Origin of the sequence: Pseudomonas siliginis (genome assembly GCF_024072275.1) — a bacterium.
Lineage (GTDB): Bacteria > Pseudomonadota > Gammaproteobacteria > Pseudomonadales > Pseudomonadaceae > Aquipseudomonas > Aquipseudomonas siliginis.
On record NZ_CP099598.1, the window covers coordinates 3,902,384 to 3,918,144 of the forward strand.

The 15,761-nt window shown below is 58.7% G+C and carries 30 protein-coding genes; 17 read left to right on the plus strand and 13 right to left on the minus strand.

Annotated elements, in window-relative coordinates:
- The 9 genes from NF676_RS17890 to NF676_RS17925 are packed head-to-tail and all read right to left on the minus strand — an operon-like array spanning position 1 to position 4,878.
- Positions 1-321, minus strand: coding sequence for a hypothetical protein (locus NF676_RS17890; protein WP_252886511.1), 321 nt, complete (start codon positions 319-321; stop codon positions 1-3).
- A gap of 2 nt (positions 322-323) precedes the next feature.
- Positions 324-1,604, minus strand: a complete 1,281-nt coding sequence (locus tag NF676_RS17895) for a tyrosine-type recombinase/integrase (RefSeq protein ID WP_252886512.1) — start codon at positions 1,602-1,604, stop codon at positions 324-326.
- Positions 1,601-2,032: a VRR-NUC domain-containing protein gene (locus NF676_RS17900; protein ID WP_252886513.1), complete on the minus strand. Its 432-nt coding sequence runs from the start codon at positions 2,030-2,032 to the stop codon at positions 1,601-1,603. The genes NF676_RS17895 and NF676_RS17900 overlap by 4 nt, the downstream gene beginning before the upstream one ends.
- Positions 2,029-2,160 carry a hypothetical protein gene (locus tag NF676_RS27605; RefSeq protein WP_277342526.1) on the minus strand — a complete coding sequence of 44 codons (132 nt, stop codon included), beginning with the start codon at positions 2,158-2,160 and terminating at the stop codon, positions 2,029-2,031. Before NF676_RS27605 ends, NF676_RS17900 begins: the two co-directional genes overlap by 4 nt.
- Positions 2,157-2,459, minus strand: coding sequence for a nuclease domain-containing protein (locus NF676_RS17905; protein WP_252886514.1), 303 nt, complete (start codon positions 2,457-2,459; stop codon positions 2,157-2,159). Before NF676_RS17905 ends, NF676_RS27605 begins: the two co-directional genes overlap by 4 nt.
- Positions 2,450-2,659: a hypothetical protein gene (locus NF676_RS17910; protein WP_150743291.1), complete on the minus strand. Its 210-nt coding sequence runs from the start codon at positions 2,657-2,659 to the stop codon at positions 2,450-2,452. The genes NF676_RS17905 and NF676_RS17910 overlap by 10 nt, the downstream gene beginning before the upstream one ends.
- On the minus strand, positions 2,652-3,428 hold the full coding sequence (locus NF676_RS17915) for a replication protein P (RefSeq protein WP_252886515.1): 777 nt from the start codon (positions 3,426-3,428) through the stop codon (positions 2,652-2,654). The genes NF676_RS17910 and NF676_RS17915 overlap by 8 nt, the downstream gene beginning before the upstream one ends.
- On the minus strand, positions 3,428-4,204 hold the full coding sequence (locus NF676_RS17920) for a helix-turn-helix domain-containing protein (protein WP_252887977.1): 777 nt from the start codon (positions 4,202-4,204) through the stop codon (positions 3,428-3,430). Before NF676_RS17920 ends, NF676_RS17915 begins: the two co-directional genes overlap by 1 nt.
- An 11-nt stretch (positions 4,205-4,215) precedes the next feature.
- Positions 4,216-4,878, minus strand: a complete 663-nt coding sequence (locus NF676_RS17925) for a phage antirepressor KilAC domain-containing protein (protein ID WP_252887978.1) — start codon at positions 4,876-4,878, stop codon at positions 4,216-4,218.
- A 222-nt stretch (positions 4,879-5,100) separates the two neighbouring features.
- Between NF676_RS17925 and NF676_RS17930 the strand changes: the two genes are divergently transcribed.
- Entirely contained in the window at positions 5,101-5,334 is a 234-nt protein-coding gene (locus NF676_RS17930; RefSeq protein WP_252886516.1) for a hypothetical protein, read from the plus strand.
- A gap of 179 nt (positions 5,335-5,513) precedes the next feature.
- On the opposite strand, the gene NF676_RS17935 is transcribed toward NF676_RS17930, so the two are convergent.
- Positions 5,514-5,708: a Cro/CI family transcriptional regulator gene (locus NF676_RS17935; RefSeq protein WP_252886517.1), complete on the minus strand. Its 195-nt coding sequence runs from the start codon at positions 5,706-5,708 to the stop codon at positions 5,514-5,516.
- Between the two features lie 104 nt (positions 5,709-5,812).
- On the opposite strand from NF676_RS17935, the gene NF676_RS17940 reads away from it, so the two are divergent.
- Positions 5,813-6,694 carry a LexA family transcriptional regulator gene (locus NF676_RS17940; RefSeq protein ID WP_252886518.1) on the plus strand — a complete coding sequence of 294 codons (882 nt, stop codon included), beginning with the start codon at positions 5,813-5,815 and terminating at the stop codon, positions 6,692-6,694.
- Between the two features lie 49 nt (positions 6,695-6,743).
- Here NF676_RS17940 and NF676_RS17945 read toward each other — a convergent pair whose 3' ends face one another.
- Complete coding sequence (locus tag NF676_RS17945) at positions 6,744-7,061, minus strand: DUF1654 domain-containing protein (protein WP_252886519.1); 318 nt, start codon at positions 7,059-7,061, stop codon at positions 6,744-6,746.
- Between the two features lie 363 nt (positions 7,062-7,424).
- Between NF676_RS17945 and NF676_RS17950 the strand changes: the two genes are divergently transcribed.
- The 6 genes from NF676_RS17950 to NF676_RS17975 all read left to right on the plus strand — a co-directional run bounded on the left by NF676_RS17950 (position 7,425) and on the right by NF676_RS17975 (position 10,001).
- Complete coding sequence (locus NF676_RS17950) at positions 7,425-7,808, plus strand: LuxR C-terminal-related transcriptional regulator (RefSeq protein WP_122507128.1); 384 nt, start codon at positions 7,425-7,427, stop codon at positions 7,806-7,808.
- An 81-nt stretch (positions 7,809-7,889) separates the two neighbouring features.
- Positions 7,890-8,327 carry a tellurite resistance TerB family protein gene (locus NF676_RS17955; protein WP_128613734.1) on the plus strand — a complete coding sequence of 146 codons (438 nt, stop codon included), beginning with the start codon at positions 7,890-7,892 and terminating at the stop codon, positions 8,325-8,327.
- Complete coding sequence (locus NF676_RS17960) at positions 8,324-8,530, plus strand: hypothetical protein (RefSeq protein ID WP_252886520.1); 207 nt, start codon at positions 8,324-8,326, stop codon at positions 8,528-8,530. The genes NF676_RS17955 and NF676_RS17960 overlap by 4 nt, the downstream gene beginning before the upstream one ends.
- A 500-nt stretch (positions 8,531-9,030) precedes the next feature.
- On the plus strand, positions 9,031-9,303 hold the full coding sequence (locus NF676_RS17965) for a hypothetical protein (protein ID WP_252886521.1): 273 nt from the start codon (positions 9,031-9,033) through the stop codon (positions 9,301-9,303).
- Positions 9,300-9,611: a hypothetical protein gene (locus NF676_RS17970; protein WP_252886522.1), complete on the plus strand. Its 312-nt coding sequence runs from the start codon at positions 9,300-9,302 to the stop codon at positions 9,609-9,611. The genes NF676_RS17965 and NF676_RS17970 overlap by 4 nt, the downstream gene beginning before the upstream one ends.
- Positions 9,612-9,692: 81 nt before the next feature.
- Positions 9,693-10,001, plus strand: a complete 309-nt coding sequence (locus tag NF676_RS17975; protein WP_252886523.1) for a hypothetical protein — start codon at positions 9,693-9,695, stop codon at positions 9,999-10,001.
- A 7-nt stretch (positions 10,002-10,008) separates the two neighbouring features.
- On the opposite strand, the gene NF676_RS17980 is transcribed toward NF676_RS17975, so the two are convergent.
- A complete protein-coding gene (locus tag NF676_RS17980) occupies positions 10,009-10,341 on the minus strand; it encodes a hypothetical protein (RefSeq protein ID WP_252886524.1) in 333 nt (110 codons plus the stop codon).
- 98 nt (positions 10,342-10,439) lie between these two features.
- Here NF676_RS17980 and NF676_RS17985 point away from each other — a divergent pair, with 98 nt between their 5' ends.
- Positions 10,440-11,294, plus strand: a complete 855-nt coding sequence (locus tag NF676_RS17985; protein ID WP_252886525.1) for a DNA adenine methylase — start codon at positions 10,440-10,442, stop codon at positions 11,292-11,294.
- Between the two features lie 6 nt (positions 11,295-11,300).
- Here the strand turns inward: NF676_RS17985 and NF676_RS17990 are convergent, their stop codons facing one another.
- Positions 11,301-11,798: a hypothetical protein gene (locus NF676_RS17990; protein WP_122660010.1), complete on the minus strand. Its 498-nt coding sequence runs from the start codon at positions 11,796-11,798 to the stop codon at positions 11,301-11,303.
- A 103-nt stretch (positions 11,799-11,901) separates the two neighbouring features.
- Between NF676_RS17990 and NF676_RS17995 the strand changes: the two genes are divergently transcribed.
- From NF676_RS17995 to NF676_RS18030, 8 genes are all read left to right on the plus strand, one after another.
- On the plus strand, positions 11,902-12,549 hold the full coding sequence (locus tag NF676_RS17995) for a DUF4406 domain-containing protein (protein WP_252886526.1): 648 nt from the start codon (positions 11,902-11,904) through the stop codon (positions 12,547-12,549).
- Entirely contained in the window at positions 12,549-12,806 is a 258-nt protein-coding gene (locus NF676_RS18000; protein WP_252886527.1) for a hypothetical protein, read from the plus strand. Before NF676_RS17995 ends, NF676_RS18000 begins: the two co-directional genes overlap by 1 nt.
- Complete coding sequence (locus NF676_RS18005; protein ID WP_252886528.1) at positions 12,803-13,468, plus strand: hypothetical protein; 666 nt, start codon at positions 12,803-12,805, stop codon at positions 13,466-13,468. Before NF676_RS18000 ends, NF676_RS18005 begins: the two co-directional genes overlap by 4 nt.
- Before the next feature lie 71 nt (positions 13,469-13,539).
- Positions 13,540-14,118: a hypothetical protein gene (locus tag NF676_RS18010; RefSeq protein ID WP_252886529.1), complete on the plus strand. Its 579-nt coding sequence runs from the start codon at positions 13,540-13,542 to the stop codon at positions 14,116-14,118.
- Positions 14,099-14,461 (plus strand): HNH endonuclease, encoded by a 363-nt coding sequence (locus NF676_RS18015; protein ID WP_252886530.1) that lies wholly within the window; start codon positions 14,099-14,101, stop codon positions 14,459-14,461. The genes NF676_RS18010 and NF676_RS18015 overlap by 20 nt, the downstream gene beginning before the upstream one ends.
- Positions 14,462-14,534: 73 nt before the next feature.
- Positions 14,535-14,888 carry a hypothetical protein gene (locus NF676_RS18020; protein ID WP_252886531.1) on the plus strand — a complete coding sequence of 118 codons (354 nt, stop codon included), beginning with the start codon at positions 14,535-14,537 and terminating at the stop codon, positions 14,886-14,888.
- Between the two features lie 49 nt (positions 14,889-14,937).
- Positions 14,938-15,420, plus strand: coding sequence for a class I SAM-dependent methyltransferase (locus tag NF676_RS18025; RefSeq protein WP_252886532.1), 483 nt, complete (start codon positions 14,938-14,940; stop codon positions 15,418-15,420).
- Positions 15,417-15,734, plus strand: a complete 318-nt coding sequence (locus tag NF676_RS18030; protein WP_252886533.1) for a hypothetical protein — start codon at positions 15,417-15,419, stop codon at positions 15,732-15,734. The genes NF676_RS18025 and NF676_RS18030 overlap by 4 nt, the downstream gene beginning before the upstream one ends.
- The last annotated feature ends 27 nt before the right edge of the window (positions 15,735-15,761 follow it).

Consider the following 15,761-nt stretch of genomic DNA (forward strand, 5'->3'; position numbering starts at 1 on the left):
TCAATCCCCCCGGAAAGTCGAGCGGCCAGCGCCGCGCGTATTGGTTTGCTGGTAGTGCTTGGCCTCAGCGCTGGGTGGCGAGCAGTTGAGCGCCTTTAGTTGCGATGACAGGTTTCGCACTTTCAAGCCGAGTTGCACCACTAGGTCCTCGATCAAAAGCGGCTCCAGCGTCTCGGCATGAACCAGACCTGACGAGTGACAACCGATGCATTCGAGTTGATGGAAAACGCCTTGGATCAGGCCGGCGCCATGGCACGAGGGGCACTCTGTCATCGGGATCTGGCGGCGCACAAAGGCGGGGCCATGCTGCTTTTTATCCATTTTTAAACCTCGCCTATGGTTGTTTCTTCAATGGCCTTGCAGGCCTTATGTTCTGTGGCTTGCAGCGGATTAACAGAATCTTCAAATCTAAAGCCGGTCAATCCGTGAATCGCTGCGAAGCCTTTCTGATCTAGATGCGCGTGCCACTGATCGAGAGCATCACGCTTGCGGCTCATTACGTCCGACTGGATGTAAACCTTCACGTTGTGGCCCATCGCGTGGTTGATCAGCAGCTCGCCAATCAGGTGGTCGATGCCGAGATCTGCCCAGCCAGTGCGGGCCACCTTGCGCAGGTCGTGACTGGTCCACTCGCCCTGCCCCAACCGACGAAACACGGCGCAGCCCTGAGCCTCGCCCAGTGACTTGCCGTTGCGCGCCGGGAACAGGCACTGGCCCTCATAGCCTCGGGCATATTGATCTTCGCGGTACCGGGTCAGCAGCGTGCACACTTGCTCCGTCAGGGGAAGGTGATGCTCGACACCGGTTTTCGTGTTCTCGGCCGGAATGAACCACTCACGTTCGGCCAGGCTGATGTGCGACCAGCGCGCCATCCGGGTTTCGCCGATCCGTGTGCCATGGCAAAGCATCATCAGCGCGAGCATCGAATCCATCGGCGCCTTGTCCATGACCTCGGCCAACTGCGCGAGCAGCCCTTCCAGCTGGACACCGCGCAGCCGGGACGGCTTGATGCCGACCTTTGCCTTGGAGAAGTCATTGAACCGGATCGCGGCCATCGGATTGGACGTGATCATCCCCAGCTTGGCCGCCTGCCGGAATGCCAGGGCCAGCAACTGAAATGCCGAACGCACGTAGTCGATGGAAACCGTCTCCTGCAGCGGCCACATCAGCAGGGTGTCGAGGGCAGCCTTGTCGATGCCGATCAGCGGCAGTTCGCCGAGGCGCGGTTTCAGGTGGCACTTGATGATCGATGCGCCGGTGTTCTTGCGCTTGGTCGACAGATTGCGATCGCGCGACATGCGATCCGCGAACCACTCCAGCAGCTCGCCCACGTTGCTCCACTTGGACAGGCTCGCCCCTTCGCCGGCGGCCAGACGCAGTCGAATCGACGGTAGCGCGGCAACCACCTGCTTGTGCGTCAGCTCTGGGAAGGTGCCGATCTGGTTCCACTCGCCTTTCAACACCAGGTACCACGAGCCACCGGTGCGGGCCTTGTTGAAGCGCAGATACAGGCCTTTGTTTTCGAGGTCGCGCACGTCCTGCACAGTGCCGGCGGCTTGGCGCTTGATCTCGGCTTCGGTGATCTTCACCGCGGCGGTACTCACGCGGCCACCACTGTAGGAGCCAGACGAAGGTAGGCTCGGATCTGCTCCATCGCATCAAAGTGACCACGGCACACGATGGCGAGATAGCCCTGATCGTTCAGCTTGCGCAGACGCTCCTGCTGGCTCGCCGACACCGCCGCATCATTCGGTGGCGTGGCCTTGAATTCGATGTACAGGCCGAAGTAACCGCCCCGCGCCATGCTGAGCACCAGATCAGGGATACCTGCCTTCACGCCCTGGGCCTTGAGCTTGGCCGCGACCGCCTTCACTCGGTGCCCACCGTTCGGGACGTGGTAGATCAAATCGAACGCTGCCGGGTGGCACAACTCAAGCTCACGCATTAGCGCGGCCTGCTCAAGCCCTTCCCTGTCGACTGGCTTGGCGCGGGAGGACTGTGGTTTGAACAGCTTCGGAGTGAAGGCCTTCATCCCCGATCACCGCGCGCGATACGTTCACGCCGAGTGATCCGGCGGATACCCCAGAAGCAGGCTTCGCACACGATCAAAATGAAACCGAGGTAAATTGCGATGAGGTTGTTTTCCAAAAAGGCGATCATGCGGCCCCCTTCACGGTGAGAATTCCTGCCCTGATCAGGGCTTCGTGGGTTTCGGCGATCGCGCGCGGCACGTCCTGCCAATCGATCTCGCCGGCTGCGCGGGCGTCGATCACGTCATGGCAGGCGCTGCACGCGTAAACCGCTACTGTGTCGAAGCCCTTCATGCCCATGCCCTTCTGCCCGCAAGGCAGGTGGGCGAGCACGGTGGTTTCCGGGTTGTGGTTGCAGACGCCCGGCATGCGCATCGTGCATTCCTGGCCGTTCGCCGAAGCGCGGAGTTTCTTGGAGGTCACGCGCATACCCGCTCCCCCGTGGTGATGTCGATCACTTCGCAAGTGGATGGCCACATCGACTGACCGAACCGGAGTGCGGCCGCCGAATCAGCGAACAGCGCGACGGCACGGTCAGGCAGACAAGTCAGATCCCACTTGTAGCCGCAGCTGTGGACGGCGTACCGGTAATCCGAAGGATCAACCGGCGCAAGGCGGGAATCAGCCATGGGCGGCGCCCCCCACGACCCGAGCCGATGGCGTGAGACCGAGACGGCGCAGCAGCTGCTCGCGTGCAGACTGCCCGTCAGTTGGTATTCCCTGACGCCTCATCGTCGCGTGAATGAAGCGCTCGCCCTCTTCCACCGCGTACTCAACCTCTGCTTTCTGACTGTCATGCCCGATGCCGATCGCGATGTCGTCTAGATCCTGACCCTGCACCAGCATGCGAATGGTGATGTCGTAGGCTCGATCGAAGATCTCGCTCGCCTTGTCGGATACCTGGTCAGCGAGGTTGTGAAGTTCGCACTGCAGCGCCGCGTGCCGAACCGCTGCGTGCGACCACGTTCGCGAACCCGCGCGGCTCGGGTGAGAATTTTCCAGCGCCTCGCGAAACGCTCTGTCGTGAGTGGGAATGCCAAGCATCTCGGGAGTCGGCTGACACCACTTGATGAACTTGCCCACGCTCGGGGCGAAATCGCCACCCAGCTTGCGGCAGTTTTGGATGCCATATCGGATCTGCTCGAGCTGATGGATGCCCTCAGCCATGAACGCCTTGATCCAGCTGCGCTTCGCTGCGTCCAAGGTTTCATCGTCGGGCCATGCCTGACGCCAGGCTGGAAAGATAGCCTTCAACTCTTTGAACAGAGCATTGACGACCTCAGTGGTACCGGGCGGAAGCTGGGTTGGAATCGACGGAATCACTGGAGGCAGATTACCCATCGACTTCATCAGCGTGTTTGCGCTTTTGAGGGTGGGTTTTTTCACAGGAACACCCATCACAGACCTCCCAAATCATCGGCCCAACTGGTGCTGTCGAAGTCAGGCGCCTTGCCCTGACCCGAAGCCTTGACGCGTTCGCGCTTGACCCACTGCACCAGCCGGTAGCACCAGCCTGCCGAGGTATCAACGGTCGCTGGTTTGGCAACGAAGAAACCCATGAACGCCCGGATCGCCGCTTCGGGGACCGCATCGGCAGGAAGCCCGGCGATTGCGATCTGATCCGACAGAGCCTTCTCGTTCGGAATCCAGGTGGCGAACATGGCGAAGCGTTGGCGGTCGTCTTGCGATTCGACGGCGGCCCGGTCTTGCTGGACGACAGCGGAATCGATCTCGCGCTGCTGCAGCTGCTCTTCGGTTACCTGATGGTTAAGTGACGTATTGGGTGCAGCCGCTGCACCCCGTTCTGTCTCAGGCTGCACCCCGTTCTGTTGTGAGTTGCACCCCGTTGCGTCATTTGCACCCCGCTCAGAACGGGGTGCAGGATTTGCACCCCGAGATAGTTGAAGGTCGTAAACGACTGGGCGGCGGTCATGGCGATCGATGTGTACGGCGGCGATCGCCTGATTACCCTTCTTGATAAGCCCGGACTTTTCCAGATCGTCCAGCTTGTAACGCACCGTGCGCTCAGACAGACCTGTGTCTTCGGCCAAGGTGGTAGCGGATGGGAAAGCACCAGTGCCGTTCGAGCCGGCGTAGTTGGCCAAACACAGCAGCACGTGCCGAGCGCTGGAATCTTTGAGAACTTGAGTGGGCAAACCGAGCGCCCATGACATTGCTTGAACGCTCACAGCGAAGCTCCGATATTGAATTCGGCCAGACGGGCAAGGCCCTTCGGGGTAACGAGAGGATCGAAAGCGGCGCGTTCCACGCCGGTTTCTGGGTCAGGTTTGAGCGCGGTCACCTTGTGGACCATGCAACCTGATGTGATTCGTGGCTGGTAAGCAGTCCAGCGGCCCGAGCCTTGGCGGCGAAAGATCCACCGGTTCTGCTCCATCCACGCGAACAGCTTCGAAGGCTGGATCTGCAGATGCTTTGCAGCGTCGGTGATGCAAATCGCGCCGCCGGCAGCTGCAAGGCGATTGATTGCCGCAACCTTCGGCGCCTGATCGAGAATGACCAGTCGCAGTGTCTGGTTGTCCTTCGCCTGATCGGCTGCGGCTTGCAGCGCCTCGGCATAGGTGGCCGGGATTTGGAATTGACCGGCCTGGGCTTCCAGCTCCTGCCAGCGGTCGATGATGCGAGCGCGCAACTCGACGCTGTAGCCGGACACAACAACCAGAGTGTCACGCTGAGAAAGCAGGAACTCGCGATAGACCTGACCGTTCTGCGGATGGATATAGGGGGTGTCGTTTGAAGAAACGACACCCCTTGCAACCAGCGAGCGGATGGTTTTCAGCACGTTGTCGTGAGAGCTGCCGATAACGTCGGCGATCTCGCGCGAGGACATGTGTCGCGACACGTTTTGCGAGTGACTGAAATGTGTCGCGACACTGGGGGTATTGCCGGGGGTGGTATTCGTGTTCATAATGGCCCCACATTGTTTTGCTTGTTGTTGAAAGAACCGCCCTGCCAGGCGGTTTTTTTATGCCTGCGATTCAGGCGGTATGGGTGTCCGGCACATCCGTGATAGCTTTCTGCTTCCAAACGAAAAGGCCATTGGAGGCCAGACATGAGTGACGAAAACGGAATCAGCCCATTTGAAATCGGTGTACTTGCAGCATTGCAATTGATCGGCAAAGCTGTCGCGATGAACCCGCATCTGGATATGGAACAGTTCAAAAAGGACGCAAACTCCTTAATGACTGCCATGCCAGGCGAGCCGTCTTGGAAAGGCGGGCTCGGAGTGCATCAAGCCGCAATCGATAGCCTGTTGCGCGGCGCGGAAAAGGTTGATCGGAAGTAATTAAGCTGGCGAGGTAGTCGAGCTTCTCGACTGCCCCGCCATCTACCGGATACCCAGTTTTTTTTTGTCGATCTGCCATCTCTCTTCCCTTCCTTTGTACTGTATGAATTAACAGCTATTTCGGCGTTCTGCTCATTCCGCTTTGCGTCCGGGATAATCCGTCACACAGCCAGCGCTGATTACGCGGCGGTGTTCTGCGATGGGAATGGGCGTTGCTCTTTCGCCTGGAAGCTTCCATCAGGAAGTTCAAGGACTCGGATATCCCGCTTGGCTGTTAGCGCCTTGTGGATCGCGGGGGCCGTAACGCGGAGAAGCCTTGCTGCCTCGGACTGGCCTTTTTCAGCAACAAATGCCTCGAGGGGGGTCTCGTTCATGATCTGGCCTCGTTTGTAGATGAGGCCGATATTAACCATCTGTTAATTTTTAATCAATACCGATGGTTTCTTCTTATTTTTAACCATTGGTATACATTCGCGCGATGACCAAGAAACGAATCCTCCCGCCTGAGCTGATGGCCGAATGCGCTGCTGCGCACGACCTGTTCCTCTCGAAAAAGAACGAACTGAAGCTCAGTCAAAAGAAAATCGCCGATGAGGCCGGAATGACCCCGGCCGCAGTAAACCTGTACTTCAAGGGCATCAATCCACTGAACACCAAGTTCGCAGCAGTGCTTGCGCGCATGCTTGATGAGCCGGTTTCAGCATTCAGCCCCCGCCTTGCTGAAGAGATTGCTGCGCTGACCAGCCCCCCTAGCAAGACGGTCGTGCCAATCGGGTCGAGTGCCGCTGAGAAGGTAATGGAGATGATCCGCAAGCACGCCGGGAAGAATTTGGATGCGGATGCGCAGGAGAAAATCGCAGCCGCGGCGCTTACGGCGGCCGGAGAGGCGCAGGGAAAGGTGATTCAGGCGGATTTTTCGGGGATAAAGGCGAGGCCTGAAGAGATCATCATTCGCCAATACGATGTGCGCGCCTCCATGGGGCACGGCCAAGTACCGGGCGACTACAACGAGGTCATTAGGAACCTGATAATCCGCGAGGACGTACTTCGCGAAAAAGGGATTACCTACACTTCCCCTCACTCCCTTGCCATGATTACTGGCTGGGGTCAGAGCATGGAGGGCACGATCAACGATAAAGACCCGCTAATAGTCGACAAGGGCGTCAATGAGTACGCAGGCGACGGGATCTATGTTCTCACCTGGCATGAGCACTTGTTCATAAAGCGGATTCAATTGCTGGATTCCGAGCGCTTTTTGCTTGTATCCGACAATAAGCACGTCAGAGATCTAGAGGCACGGATAGACGACGTAACGATTCATGCCAAAGTGCTGTTGATTTGGAACGCTCGTAAAGCCTAACCGCGCTATTGTAAAGAAGCCCGCAATCTGCGGGCTTTTTTTACGCCTATCAGAAAGGCGCTGGCTCTTCTATCTGTTCAACTTCGCCTATCTCAAGAACCCGATCCTCGTCGCTCAGCGGCTCCCATTCCAAGAGCACCCCGCCATCGTCTTGGAAGATCATATTCACCCCATCAATCTCAGCTATCCGGCCCATAACCTCATCCCAATCCACATCTTGGTCAGAGTCCAATCGATGTATCAGCGCTGAACACCTTTCCATGGCTCGTGGCGAATTGATCATCGACGAAACCCGAAGGCTTAGTCGCTCCACGCTGCTCATCTCCTGCAGTACTGCTGGTTTAGGTTGCTTCGCTGGCTTTGCCATTTCACCCTCCCGATAGCTGTATATCCATCCAGTTATGAGCAAAGCATATCTCACGCCCATGAAAAATAAATTAACCATCGGTATTGACGGCTAAATATACCGATGGTTAACTGACTCCATCGCCGGATAACAACCGGCCAGATGGAAGGCAGCGATGAACCGGCCTTAACGGTTCAGAGGGTTGGCAACTGACCCGGGCGTGCAGCGTAAAGCGCCAAATCGAGTTATCCGGCGGACAGAGTCGCGGTCGGACGAACAATTTGAACGAGCCCGTACCGCGCCAGCAGCGCCGAAGGGACGGAAGATTTCACTGATGCACCTGGTTGGCCGGGTGCATTGGGAAACCAACCGGGAGTCACATCGATGGAAGCAACGATCGTAAGCGGCGCATGGAAGGGTCATCTCGGACGAGGCCTGGCGCCTAAAGAAGTTCAGTACCTGCTCGGCACCGCTCAAGGCATGACGGCAAAGCAAATCGCCAGGCAGTTCGATGTCGCGGCTTGCACCGTAGCCAAACGCCTGTCCTGCGCCATGTTCAAGCTCGGCGTAACTCGGCAGACGGCAGCAGTGGCCGAAGCTATGCGCCGACAGATCATCTCGCCGATGTGCTTCGTGCTTGCCGCACTCATAGCGATTCACGCAGTGATTGGTGACGACGCGATGCGGCGTGATCGCCGAGTGCCTGAGCGCCGTACTGCTCAGGTTCGAATGGTGCGCCGATCTGAGCAGCCTGTGCTGCTTGCCTGATCCATCAGCTGGACAGCATCACTTCTGCACCTTAGCGACAGGGTGCAGCGGGATGTAACCCAACCCCCCGAGGAATCACCCATGTTCGGTATCGGTAAAAAGCTGTTCGGCGCCAAGCGCGCAGTCAAGAAACTGGAAAATCGTGACCTGATGCAAGCCATCGTCGGCGGCTGCCTGCTGGTTGCGGCATCGGATGGCGAGATCAGCAAAAACGAAGCGGCGCAGATCGACATCCAGATCCGCGCAAACAAGGCCCTCGAGCACTTCGGCTCCGAAATCACCAGCACCGTCAACCTGTTCACCGAACAGTTGCAGGCGGGTTTCCGTCTCGGTCGCATGAACATCCTGCGCGAGATCCGCGACATCAAAAACAACCCGGCGGACGCCGAAGAAGTGTTCGTGAACATGCTCACCGTGGCCGAAGGCGACGGCAACATCAGCCCCGAAGAGATGAAGGTGCTCGCCGAGATCGGCAATGAGCTCGGCCTGCGCCTGAAAGACTTCGGTATCGAAGCGTGAGCAAGCGGCTGCGCCAGGCCTTGATCATCCTCGGGGTGCTCTTGGTCGCAGGGCTTCTCATCAGCAGCATCTTCAAACGCGGCGTCTGCTCCTACTACGGCTACCAAACCGATCGCGAAACCAAGTACGCACCATTCGTAGGCTGCATGGTGAAAGCGTCCGGCAACTGGGTGCTGCGTAGCGAGCTGAGAGCCATCCAGTAGGCATCACTTCTGCCCATTCACTGAGTGGGCAGCGGGATGCGGACGCCAACCCAGCAGACGCTGGACACCTGCAATCAACCGGAGATCAACATGCTCCTGATCATACTGATCGGCGTAGCGCTGGGTCATGTGCGGCCAGAACCGCCCTGCTCTATCGCGCTGCCAACCGATCCGCAACGTGCAAACCGTGAGCGATGGCGATGTATCGCCGGGGTCGCAGCGTTCTGGCGCTGATCGGTCCCGCCCAAAACAACGGAACCCGAGAATCACTGCATCTGTTGCTACACAAAAGGCCCTCCCGTCCAGTTGGGCCTTTTCTTCGCTTCGCTCCCACAGGCGGCGCCGCTCTATTCCGGGAGCTGGCAGACAGAACTACCAACAAAGCACGCAGCTCGCTCCCACAGCCTTTATCCGTCAGCACTCTCCCCTGCGCCCAACGGCAACCAGCAGGCGGCACAGAGTGCTGACGAATACACGTAACCCACACCGAGGCATCTGCCATGCATCCATCATTTCAAGAGCGCATCGACGAACTCGGTGTGCTGCTCCAGAAAACCCACGCCGCGCGCCTCGAGTTCTTCAAGCGCGTTGATCAGGTTATGCCCCCAAAGAAGGTTCGCTTCCAGGTGTCCGGCGAGAGCGACGGGATGTATCGGGTCATCGACCTGAGCAGCGGCAAGACTCGCGCCTTCCGTGAAACCTTCAAGGCGGCGTATGACATAGCAATGCAATTTGAAGAGAAGGCCAACCGGCCGGCAGGAGGTGTCCAGTGATCGGTGTTCCACTTCCTGATCCGCGCGACGAGGTAACCGCAAAGATCAACCGGGCGCTGGATGACTTCTTTGGCGCTGGCAAACACGCCCAACAGATCCCGGCCGGTGTCAGCGCTGAGGTGCCAATGTTCGGCGCCACACCCCACAGCAAGAAACTTCGTGCGCTGCGCGACAAAGACGCGCCGAAGGTCAAGGCTCAGGCCGAAGCCGGCAAGACCGCACCGGCGGCAGCCGCCGCACTCGACATGCGCATCAGCCGCGTGAAGCTGATCGCCCAGGAGAACGGCATTACGTTCGCCGAAAAATGAAAAGCATCAGCAAACAGGTGCAGCAGCGCCGCAAACAGACCTGGCTGGACTTGCCGGCCAGCGGAATTGAAGAGGTAGGCCATGGCCAAGAGCAATGCGCAATTACAGAAGGACAAGCGAGCCAAGGAGAAGGCGCTGCTCGATCGGATCGGCGCCGAGAAGCGATCGCTGATTGTCTCGAAAGCACTTGATGATGCGCTTCAGGTGCTGGGCGAGCGCCACGGTTTCGAGGAATGGCAGGAGACGGTGTCGACGTTCATCATCAATCTGGCCGCAGCGCCGGCTAGTGAGTCAGAACGCTTCGCGATTATGTCGCGACCTGAATTGGCTATTAAGGAAAAGTGGTCGCGGAAGCTTGAAGCGTTTGCCGCGACCGGCGTTGAGCAGTGAGGTGATGCTACTCCGAAAATGGATCTTCGTTTTCAGGATAGCCATGAATTGCCCAGTGCTTTTCCATTTCTCGCCGTTCCTTTTCGTAAGGCGCGAGGTGCTTAAGGTGAGAATGGAGTTCGACGTGCGATACGCCTTTTTTTGATTCACTGACACGCAGCAAATTCTTGATCTCGTAATCCTCCGGGTTGAACCGGTTGGCATCTACCAAGGTTCTGACAGCGGCTCTGACCTCATCGACATCAGGCGCATTCGTAGCACTCGTGTCGAGGAAATCACGAACAAACCGCATCAGAACGTCGATCGCGTCGTCTACTTCTTGATCCGTAACTTGTTCCATTGCCACCCCTTTCGACTCAATCAGTAAGTCGTAATACCCCAACCCAAACCAAATTGCCACCACCGGTCACGGAGGGCGGCGCCTGACTGGAATAACTCATGACCATCACCGCACCTGTCATCCGCTACCACGGTGCCAAGTTCCGGCTTGCTCCATGGGTACTGCAGCACTTTCCGCCGCACACCTGCTACGTCGAATCTTTCGGCGGCGCCGCCGGCGTGCTGATGCAGAAGCCTCGATCGTATGCCGAGGTGTACAACGACCTAGACGGCGACATCGTCAACCTGTTTCGCGTCCTGCAGGATCCTCTCACGCGATCGGGACTTACCGAGCGTTTGGTGTTCACGCCCTACTCTCGCCAGGAATTCGAACTGTCGTGGGAGCCGAGCGCCGAGCCAGTCGAGCGAGCCAGGCGCACCATCATCCGCGCGCAGATGGGCTTCGGATCGGCCGGCGCCACCAAGGGCGTTACCGGATTTCGCATTGACACAAAGCGCCAATACGGCACAGCCCAATCACTTTGGGCAACCTACCCTGAGCAGCTGGCAGAAGTTGGCCTGCGCCTGAGCGGCGTGCTGATTGAGAACCGGCCGGCGATCGAGGTGATCAGGGCGCACGATGGGCCGCAGACATTGCACTACGTCGACCCGCCCTACGTGCATGACACCAGGTACAAAGGCGCATCGAGTGGCCGTTACTACAAGCACGAAATGGACGATGCGGCGCACCGCGAACTGCTTGGCGTTTTGCTCGAGCTAGAAGGAATGGTCGTGCTTTCGGGATACCCGAGCGACCTGTATGAAGAAATGCTGCCGGGTTGGGCGTGCTACAGCACTTCGGCGCGGATCAGCGCCGGCCGCGGCACTGCAAGTCGAACAGAATGCGTCTGGCTGAGCCCGGCATGTGTCGATCGGGTCAGCCAGATAGGACTGGATCTCGGTGAGCGAGCCTAACCGAGGTTATTCGAAAAGAAAGGCGGGAAAGCGATTCCGAGTTATCAGCAGAGGGTCAAGCGCTGGCGTGCCGCGCCGGCCTGCGGCATTCGTGTACGTGCGAAGGCGTCCACCAGCCGGTGCAGTGATGAGGATCTGGTAGGACTCTTCGTCGTCTTGGGTTGTTGACTTCCGAGCTGAAATCATTCGATGCAGTTCTGTTGCCTCAAGACCGCAAACTTCCTGCTCTTCTACGCAGACAAGACAAACAAATACGCCGCGATAGTGTTCCTGCGCCTCTTCAATGGCGAGAACTTGGTCCGTCGTGAAGGTGAACTGATATTCACCGGTTGGCTTCGGCTCGCTTCCGTATTTGAGAAACACACAGGTGTCGGTGTTTATCAAAAACGCATTTGTGACCTTATCGCCTCGCAGCCGTAAAGGGTTGATCGCCGTGAAGCTCTCATGCTCTGCGATTTGCATCAATGCTGCGCCAAGCGTCATGTGCTGCGTACGAATTTTCATAGTTACCGCTCCGTGGATGAGCGTCGAATATACGGCCCCTTTCCACGAAATATCAATCTGCCACCCCTCCACCGCCCGGGCATGCCCCGGCATAGGACGCCCCATGCCCACAGAAAACCGTATCGACTGTCCAGCCCTGCACAAGCGCAGCAAAAGCTACCCGTTCGGCGACCGCGTGCCGCGCACGGTGAAGATGTTCACGACCGTCGCTGCTGATCCGATGCCGGGAATTGGGTCCGCACTCTTGCGGGGTGATGGCCCGATCTGCCCTGAAGGCCAAATCTTTCCCGTATGGACCAACAGCCACGGCGCGGTCGCGGCTGTGCTGCCAGATGGCAGGCGCCTTGGCTTGCGCCCTTCAGAGTTCGAGGTCGACACCTGGCACGACCTAGCGCCGGCGCCAGCAGCGTCAGGGGTAACGCTTCAGGCTGACCGCGCCAACCGCCTGTACTTGGCCGGGCCGATGACTGGCTTCGAAGACTTCAATTTCCCCGCTTTCAACAAGATGGCCGCCGAGCTGCGCGCCCGGAGCTACGTCGTCGAGAATCCCGCGGAACACGGCGTTGTCGACGGTGCGGACTGGGCCGACTACATGGCCTACGACCTGACCCGCCTCGGGCTCTGCGGCCAAGTGGCAGTGCTGCCCGGCTGGGAGAACTCGAAAGGCGCCCGGCTCGAAGTGCACATTGCCCGCGAGCTCGGCATGAAGGTTGTGAATGCCCATGATCTGGTATCGATGGAGATTGCATGATGCGAAACATACAAACGCGTGAAGGTTTCGAATTCTGGGACAAGCTGAACGCGCTGTCCCGCTACGCCTTCCTGCTTTCGCCCTCCGGCAACTCGGTGCAGAAATTCGAAGACCAGGCCATGGGCAACTGGATCGATGTGCACGAAGCACAGAAGGTTGTTGATCAGGCCCAAGACCGGATCAACGAACTTAAGGAAGAGCTGGCAACTGTTCGGCTTGGCCCCTGCAAGATGGTCGCCGGAGACGAACTGCCATGACTGAAGTCCATCGATACAAAGCCGTGACAATGATTTCAGCGGCCGGCGCGACCATTGGATATGACCCGCACGGGCCTGATGTGGTGATGGCCACCGAGTTAGACCGGGTCACCGCCGAGCGTGACGCCCTGCAGCAGCGCCTGAACGCAGCGGATCAGCGGATTGATGAGCTGGAGCAAGACAAGGCGCGGTTGGACGCGCTGGATTCTAATTGCTGGGATATCCGCTTCAACAGCAGCCCTAACGGCGATGCCGGCGACAGCAGCATCAACATCGAGGTCGTCGGCCATTGGATGGATAAGCCGTTCGAGCGCGTCATCGGCGAGAACTACAGCGAGAACCTCCGCGCTGCCATTGACCAGGCGATGACGGCTCCGGCTTATCCACCTGCCCGTCCAGAATATCCAGAACCAGAAGCCACAAAGGATGAGGACTGGCGCATGCACCCGTGCAAGCAGGGTCATCGCGATGTCGGTGCGGCCGGCGGTGTGGCGGCGTGCAACCAGTGCGGCGAGAAGGTCGAAGCGGCAACCACGCAAGAAGCCTTCGAACGGTGGAACGCTTCGCATCAACCTGCGATTGAAAAACCGGACTCGCCCTTCACCGAGCAGTTCATCGAAGACCACCTCGGCAACCCAGCCAACTCTCGCAGCAAACCCTAACTCCCTCCCCCTTCAAAGTCAGCCGCTATAGCGGCAAGGACGAAGTCATGTCTGCACAAAAGCCAATCATCATGTACGACGCCCCGGAAGCGGCCAGCCTCAAAACGGTAACCGGCTGGGTTTCCGCTGACGGTCGTTTTTTCGGCGCCGACGAAAACCTTGCCCGCTACTGCGGTGCCACCCACCGCCGCTGCGAAGCGAACCCTGACCACGATATCTACGAAGTGAACAGCTACTGCAAAGCGTGCCACCACGCCCGCCGCCAAGCGAAATTTGCAGCGATGCCGGTCAAGGAATGGGCCGGCGAGCCTCTGGTTATCTTCGATGGTGATCGGTACTTCTTTGATGAAGACGATCTGCGCGACTACCTGGTCGATAGCGAAATCGATCTGGCCGACCTGCAGCTCTGTATCTGCGAACCGAACTACCCCAGCCAAATCGACCCGGCAGATCACTTCATTGATGATCTGCCAGAGGACGGCGAGATCCGCGACGATCAGTTGCTTGCGGCATTCGAATTGCTGAACGAGATGATCCGCCAGTCCGAGCCGCTGTCTTGGTCAGAAGGCGAATTCGCCGCGCAACTCCCGTTGTCGCTCATCAAGGAGATCACCACCGAGAGGGCGAGCCATGCGATTGAAGAAAGCTGAGCGCGAGCAAGTGCGCCTGAAGTACGGCGGGCATTGCGCGTATTGCGGCGTACTGCTGGGTGAGCGCTGGCACGCCGATCACCTGGAACCGGTTATCCGGGTCGCTGATGAGCGTGTCGCCGAGCAGATCAATAACCACAACCTCGGCAACATGATGCCAGCCTGCGCCCCCTGCAATATCAGCAAAGGCCGGCAGACGCTGGAAGGCTGGCGGGATTGGATCGCCGGACACGTCAACAGCCTCAACAGCTACCACCCAATCTACCGTCTCGCCAAGTCGTACGGCCTGATCGCTGAGACTGGCGCGCCGGTGGTCTTCTACTTCGAAAAGGTGCAGCCATGATTTTCTCCTGCGTGGCAGTAAGCACCCTCTTCTTCTGGCTTCCATTGGTACTGACCATAAAGGCGGTGATCGGATGAGCAAGCGAGCGATTCACCTTTACCCGTGGGACGGCGGCACCGAGGCTGATCAGGATCCGCCAGAGCGCGTCTATTGCGGCACCGAAGGCGTCATGACCGACGACCAGCTCACTAATGACTGGCGGTATGTCACCTGCAAGCGCTGCCTCAAGATCCACGAAAAAGAGCTGGCCGCGCGAGTAGCTGATGACCGAGACCAGAAGGTCAAACTGTTCGACGAAGCCCAGGCCATCACCATCACCCTCGGCCACCGGAACATCTCAACCGCCCTCAAGGCTTTGATCGGGGAGCGCGACCAGCTGAAGGCGGAGCGCGACGGCCTACTTGAAGCAGGAGCGCACCTTCTATGATCGCCCTCTCCTGGTTCGCCTACGTGTACTGCTACAAGGGGCCGCGGTGATGAGTGCAGCAGCGAAGGTCCTCGACCCGTGCAGCGCCAGCCGAATGATGTGGTTCGACAAGCAGGACCAGCGCGCGCTTTTCGGCGACATCCGTGACGAGCAGCACCTGCTTTGCGATGGTCGGGTGTTGAAAGTTGAGCCGGATGTGCTGATGGATTTCCGGAAATTGCCCTTCGAGGCCTCAACTTTCCGCCTGGTGGTATTCGATCCGCCGCACCTAACCCGCGCCGGGGTCGACAGCTGGATGCGGGCCAAGTACGGCATGCTGACCGCCGACTGGCGCGAGGACATTCGACAGGGTTTCGCCGAGTGTTTCCGGGTGCTGGAACCCGAAGGCGTTCTGATATTTAAGTGGAACGAGACCCAGGTGACGGTCAGCGAGCTGCTTGCGCTTACCGATGAAAAGCCGCTGTTTGGCCACAAGTCAGGCAAGCGCGAAAAAACGCACTGGATCACGTTCATGAAGCGGCCGGCACCATGAACCGCATGGTCAGCGTCCGCACCGAGGAACTGACCGGCCCGGCGCTGGACTGGGCAATCAACGCGATCGAGGGTGGGCAGCAGCCCGCCACCGGCCAGCTGGATCTCTTCGCCCTGCCCGACGCCGAGCAGCTGATCACGAAGTACAACATCTGGGTCGACGCTGGCCACCTTGTTCCATGGCTGGCAGATATGACTGACGACCCATGCCAGCGCCAGCCCGGCGAAACCCGAACCATCGCAGTGTTCCGCGCCGTGTTGTTCGCCAAGCGCGGCGCCGCGGTGAAAGTCCCCGCCGAACTAATCCAGCAGTAAACCCAACCACTCAAAAGCCTGCCGGTG

Excerpts from the sequence above, each read along its gene's own strand:
- NF676_RS17905 (WP_252886514.1), bottom strand. The coding sequence starts at position 2,459 with ATGCGCGTGACCTCCAAGAAACTCCGCGCTTCGGCGAACGGCCAGGAA.
- NF676_RS18030 (WP_252886533.1), top strand. The coding sequence starts at position 15,417 with ATGAACCGCATGGTCAGCGTCCGCACCGAGGAACTGACCGGCCCGGCG.
- NF676_RS17980 (WP_252886524.1), bottom strand. The coding sequence starts at position 10,341 with ATGGAACAAGTTACGGATCAAGAAGTAGACGACGCGATCGACGTTCTG.
- NF676_RS18020 (WP_252886531.1), top strand. The coding sequence starts at position 14,535 with ATGAGCAAGCGAGCGATTCACCTTTACCCGTGGGACGGCGGCACCGAG.
- NF676_RS27605 (WP_277342526.1), bottom strand. The coding sequence starts at position 2,160 with ATGATCGCCTTTTTGGAAAACAACCTCATCGCAATTTACCTCGGTTTC.
- NF676_RS17995 (WP_252886526.1), top strand. The coding sequence starts at position 11,902 with ATGCCCACAGAAAACCGTATCGACTGTCCAGCCCTGCACAAGCGCAGC.
- NF676_RS17965 (WP_252886521.1), top strand. The coding sequence starts at position 9,031 with ATGCATCCATCATTTCAAGAGCGCATCGACGAACTCGGTGTGCTGCTC.
- NF676_RS17945 (WP_252886519.1), bottom strand. The coding sequence starts at position 7,061 with ATGGCAAAGCCAGCGAAGCAACCTAAACCAGCAGTACTGCAGGAGATG.
- NF676_RS17925 (WP_252887978.1), bottom strand. The coding sequence starts at position 4,878 with ATGTCCTCGCGCGAGATCGCCGACGTTATCGGCAGCTCTCACGACAAC.
- NF676_RS18005 (WP_252886528.1), top strand. The coding sequence starts at position 12,803 with ATGACTGAAGTCCATCGATACAAAGCCGTGACAATGATTTCAGCGGCC.
- NF676_RS17920 (WP_252887977.1), bottom strand. The coding sequence starts at position 4,204 with ATGTCATGGGCGCTCGGTTTGCCCACTCAAGTTCTCAAAGATTCCAGC.
- NF676_RS17940 (WP_252886518.1), top strand. The coding sequence starts at position 5,813 with ATGACCAAGAAACGAATCCTCCCGCCTGAGCTGATGGCCGAATGCGCT.
- NF676_RS17900 (WP_252886513.1), bottom strand. The coding sequence starts at position 2,032 with ATGAAGGCCTTCACTCCGAAGCTGTTCAAACCACAGTCCTCCCGCGCC.
- NF676_RS17975 (WP_252886523.1), top strand. The coding sequence starts at position 9,693 with ATGGCCAAGAGCAATGCGCAATTACAGAAGGACAAGCGAGCCAAGGAG.
- NF676_RS18000 (WP_252886527.1), top strand. The coding sequence starts at position 12,549 with ATGCGAAACATACAAACGCGTGAAGGTTTCGAATTCTGGGACAAGCTG.
- NF676_RS17935 (WP_252886517.1), bottom strand. The coding sequence starts at position 5,708 with ATGAACGAGACCCCCCTCGAGGCATTTGTTGCTGAAAAAGGCCAGTCC.
- NF676_RS18025 (WP_252886532.1), top strand. The coding sequence starts at position 14,938 with ATGAGTGCAGCAGCGAAGGTCCTCGACCCGTGCAGCGCCAGCCGAATG.
- NF676_RS17910 (WP_150743291.1), bottom strand. The coding sequence starts at position 2,659 with ATGGCTGATTCCCGCCTTGCGCCGGTTGATCCTTCGGATTACCGGTAC.
- NF676_RS17915 (WP_252886515.1), bottom strand. The coding sequence starts at position 3,428 with ATGGGTGTTCCTGTGAAAAAACCCACCCTCAAAAGCGCAAACACGCTG.
- NF676_RS17955 (WP_128613734.1), top strand. The coding sequence starts at position 7,890 with ATGTTCGGTATCGGTAAAAAGCTGTTCGGCGCCAAGCGCGCAGTCAAG.
- NF676_RS18010 (WP_252886529.1), top strand. The coding sequence starts at position 13,540 with ATGTACGACGCCCCGGAAGCGGCCAGCCTCAAAACGGTAACCGGCTGG.
- NF676_RS17985 (WP_252886525.1), top strand. The coding sequence starts at position 10,440 with ATGACCATCACCGCACCTGTCATCCGCTACCACGGTGCCAAGTTCCGG.
- NF676_RS17890 (WP_252886511.1), bottom strand. The coding sequence starts at position 321 with ATGGATAAAAAGCAGCATGGCCCCGCCTTTGTGCGCCGCCAGATCCCG.
- NF676_RS17990 (WP_122660010.1), bottom strand. The coding sequence starts at position 11,798 with ATGAAAATTCGTACGCAGCACATGACGCTTGGCGCAGCATTGATGCAA.
- NF676_RS17950 (WP_122507128.1), top strand. The coding sequence starts at position 7,425 with ATGGAAGCAACGATCGTAAGCGGCGCATGGAAGGGTCATCTCGGACGA.
- NF676_RS18015 (WP_252886530.1), top strand. The coding sequence starts at position 14,099 with ATGCGATTGAAGAAAGCTGAGCGCGAGCAAGTGCGCCTGAAGTACGGC.
- NF676_RS17930 (WP_252886516.1), top strand. The coding sequence starts at position 5,101 with ATGAGTGACGAAAACGGAATCAGCCCATTTGAAATCGGTGTACTTGCA.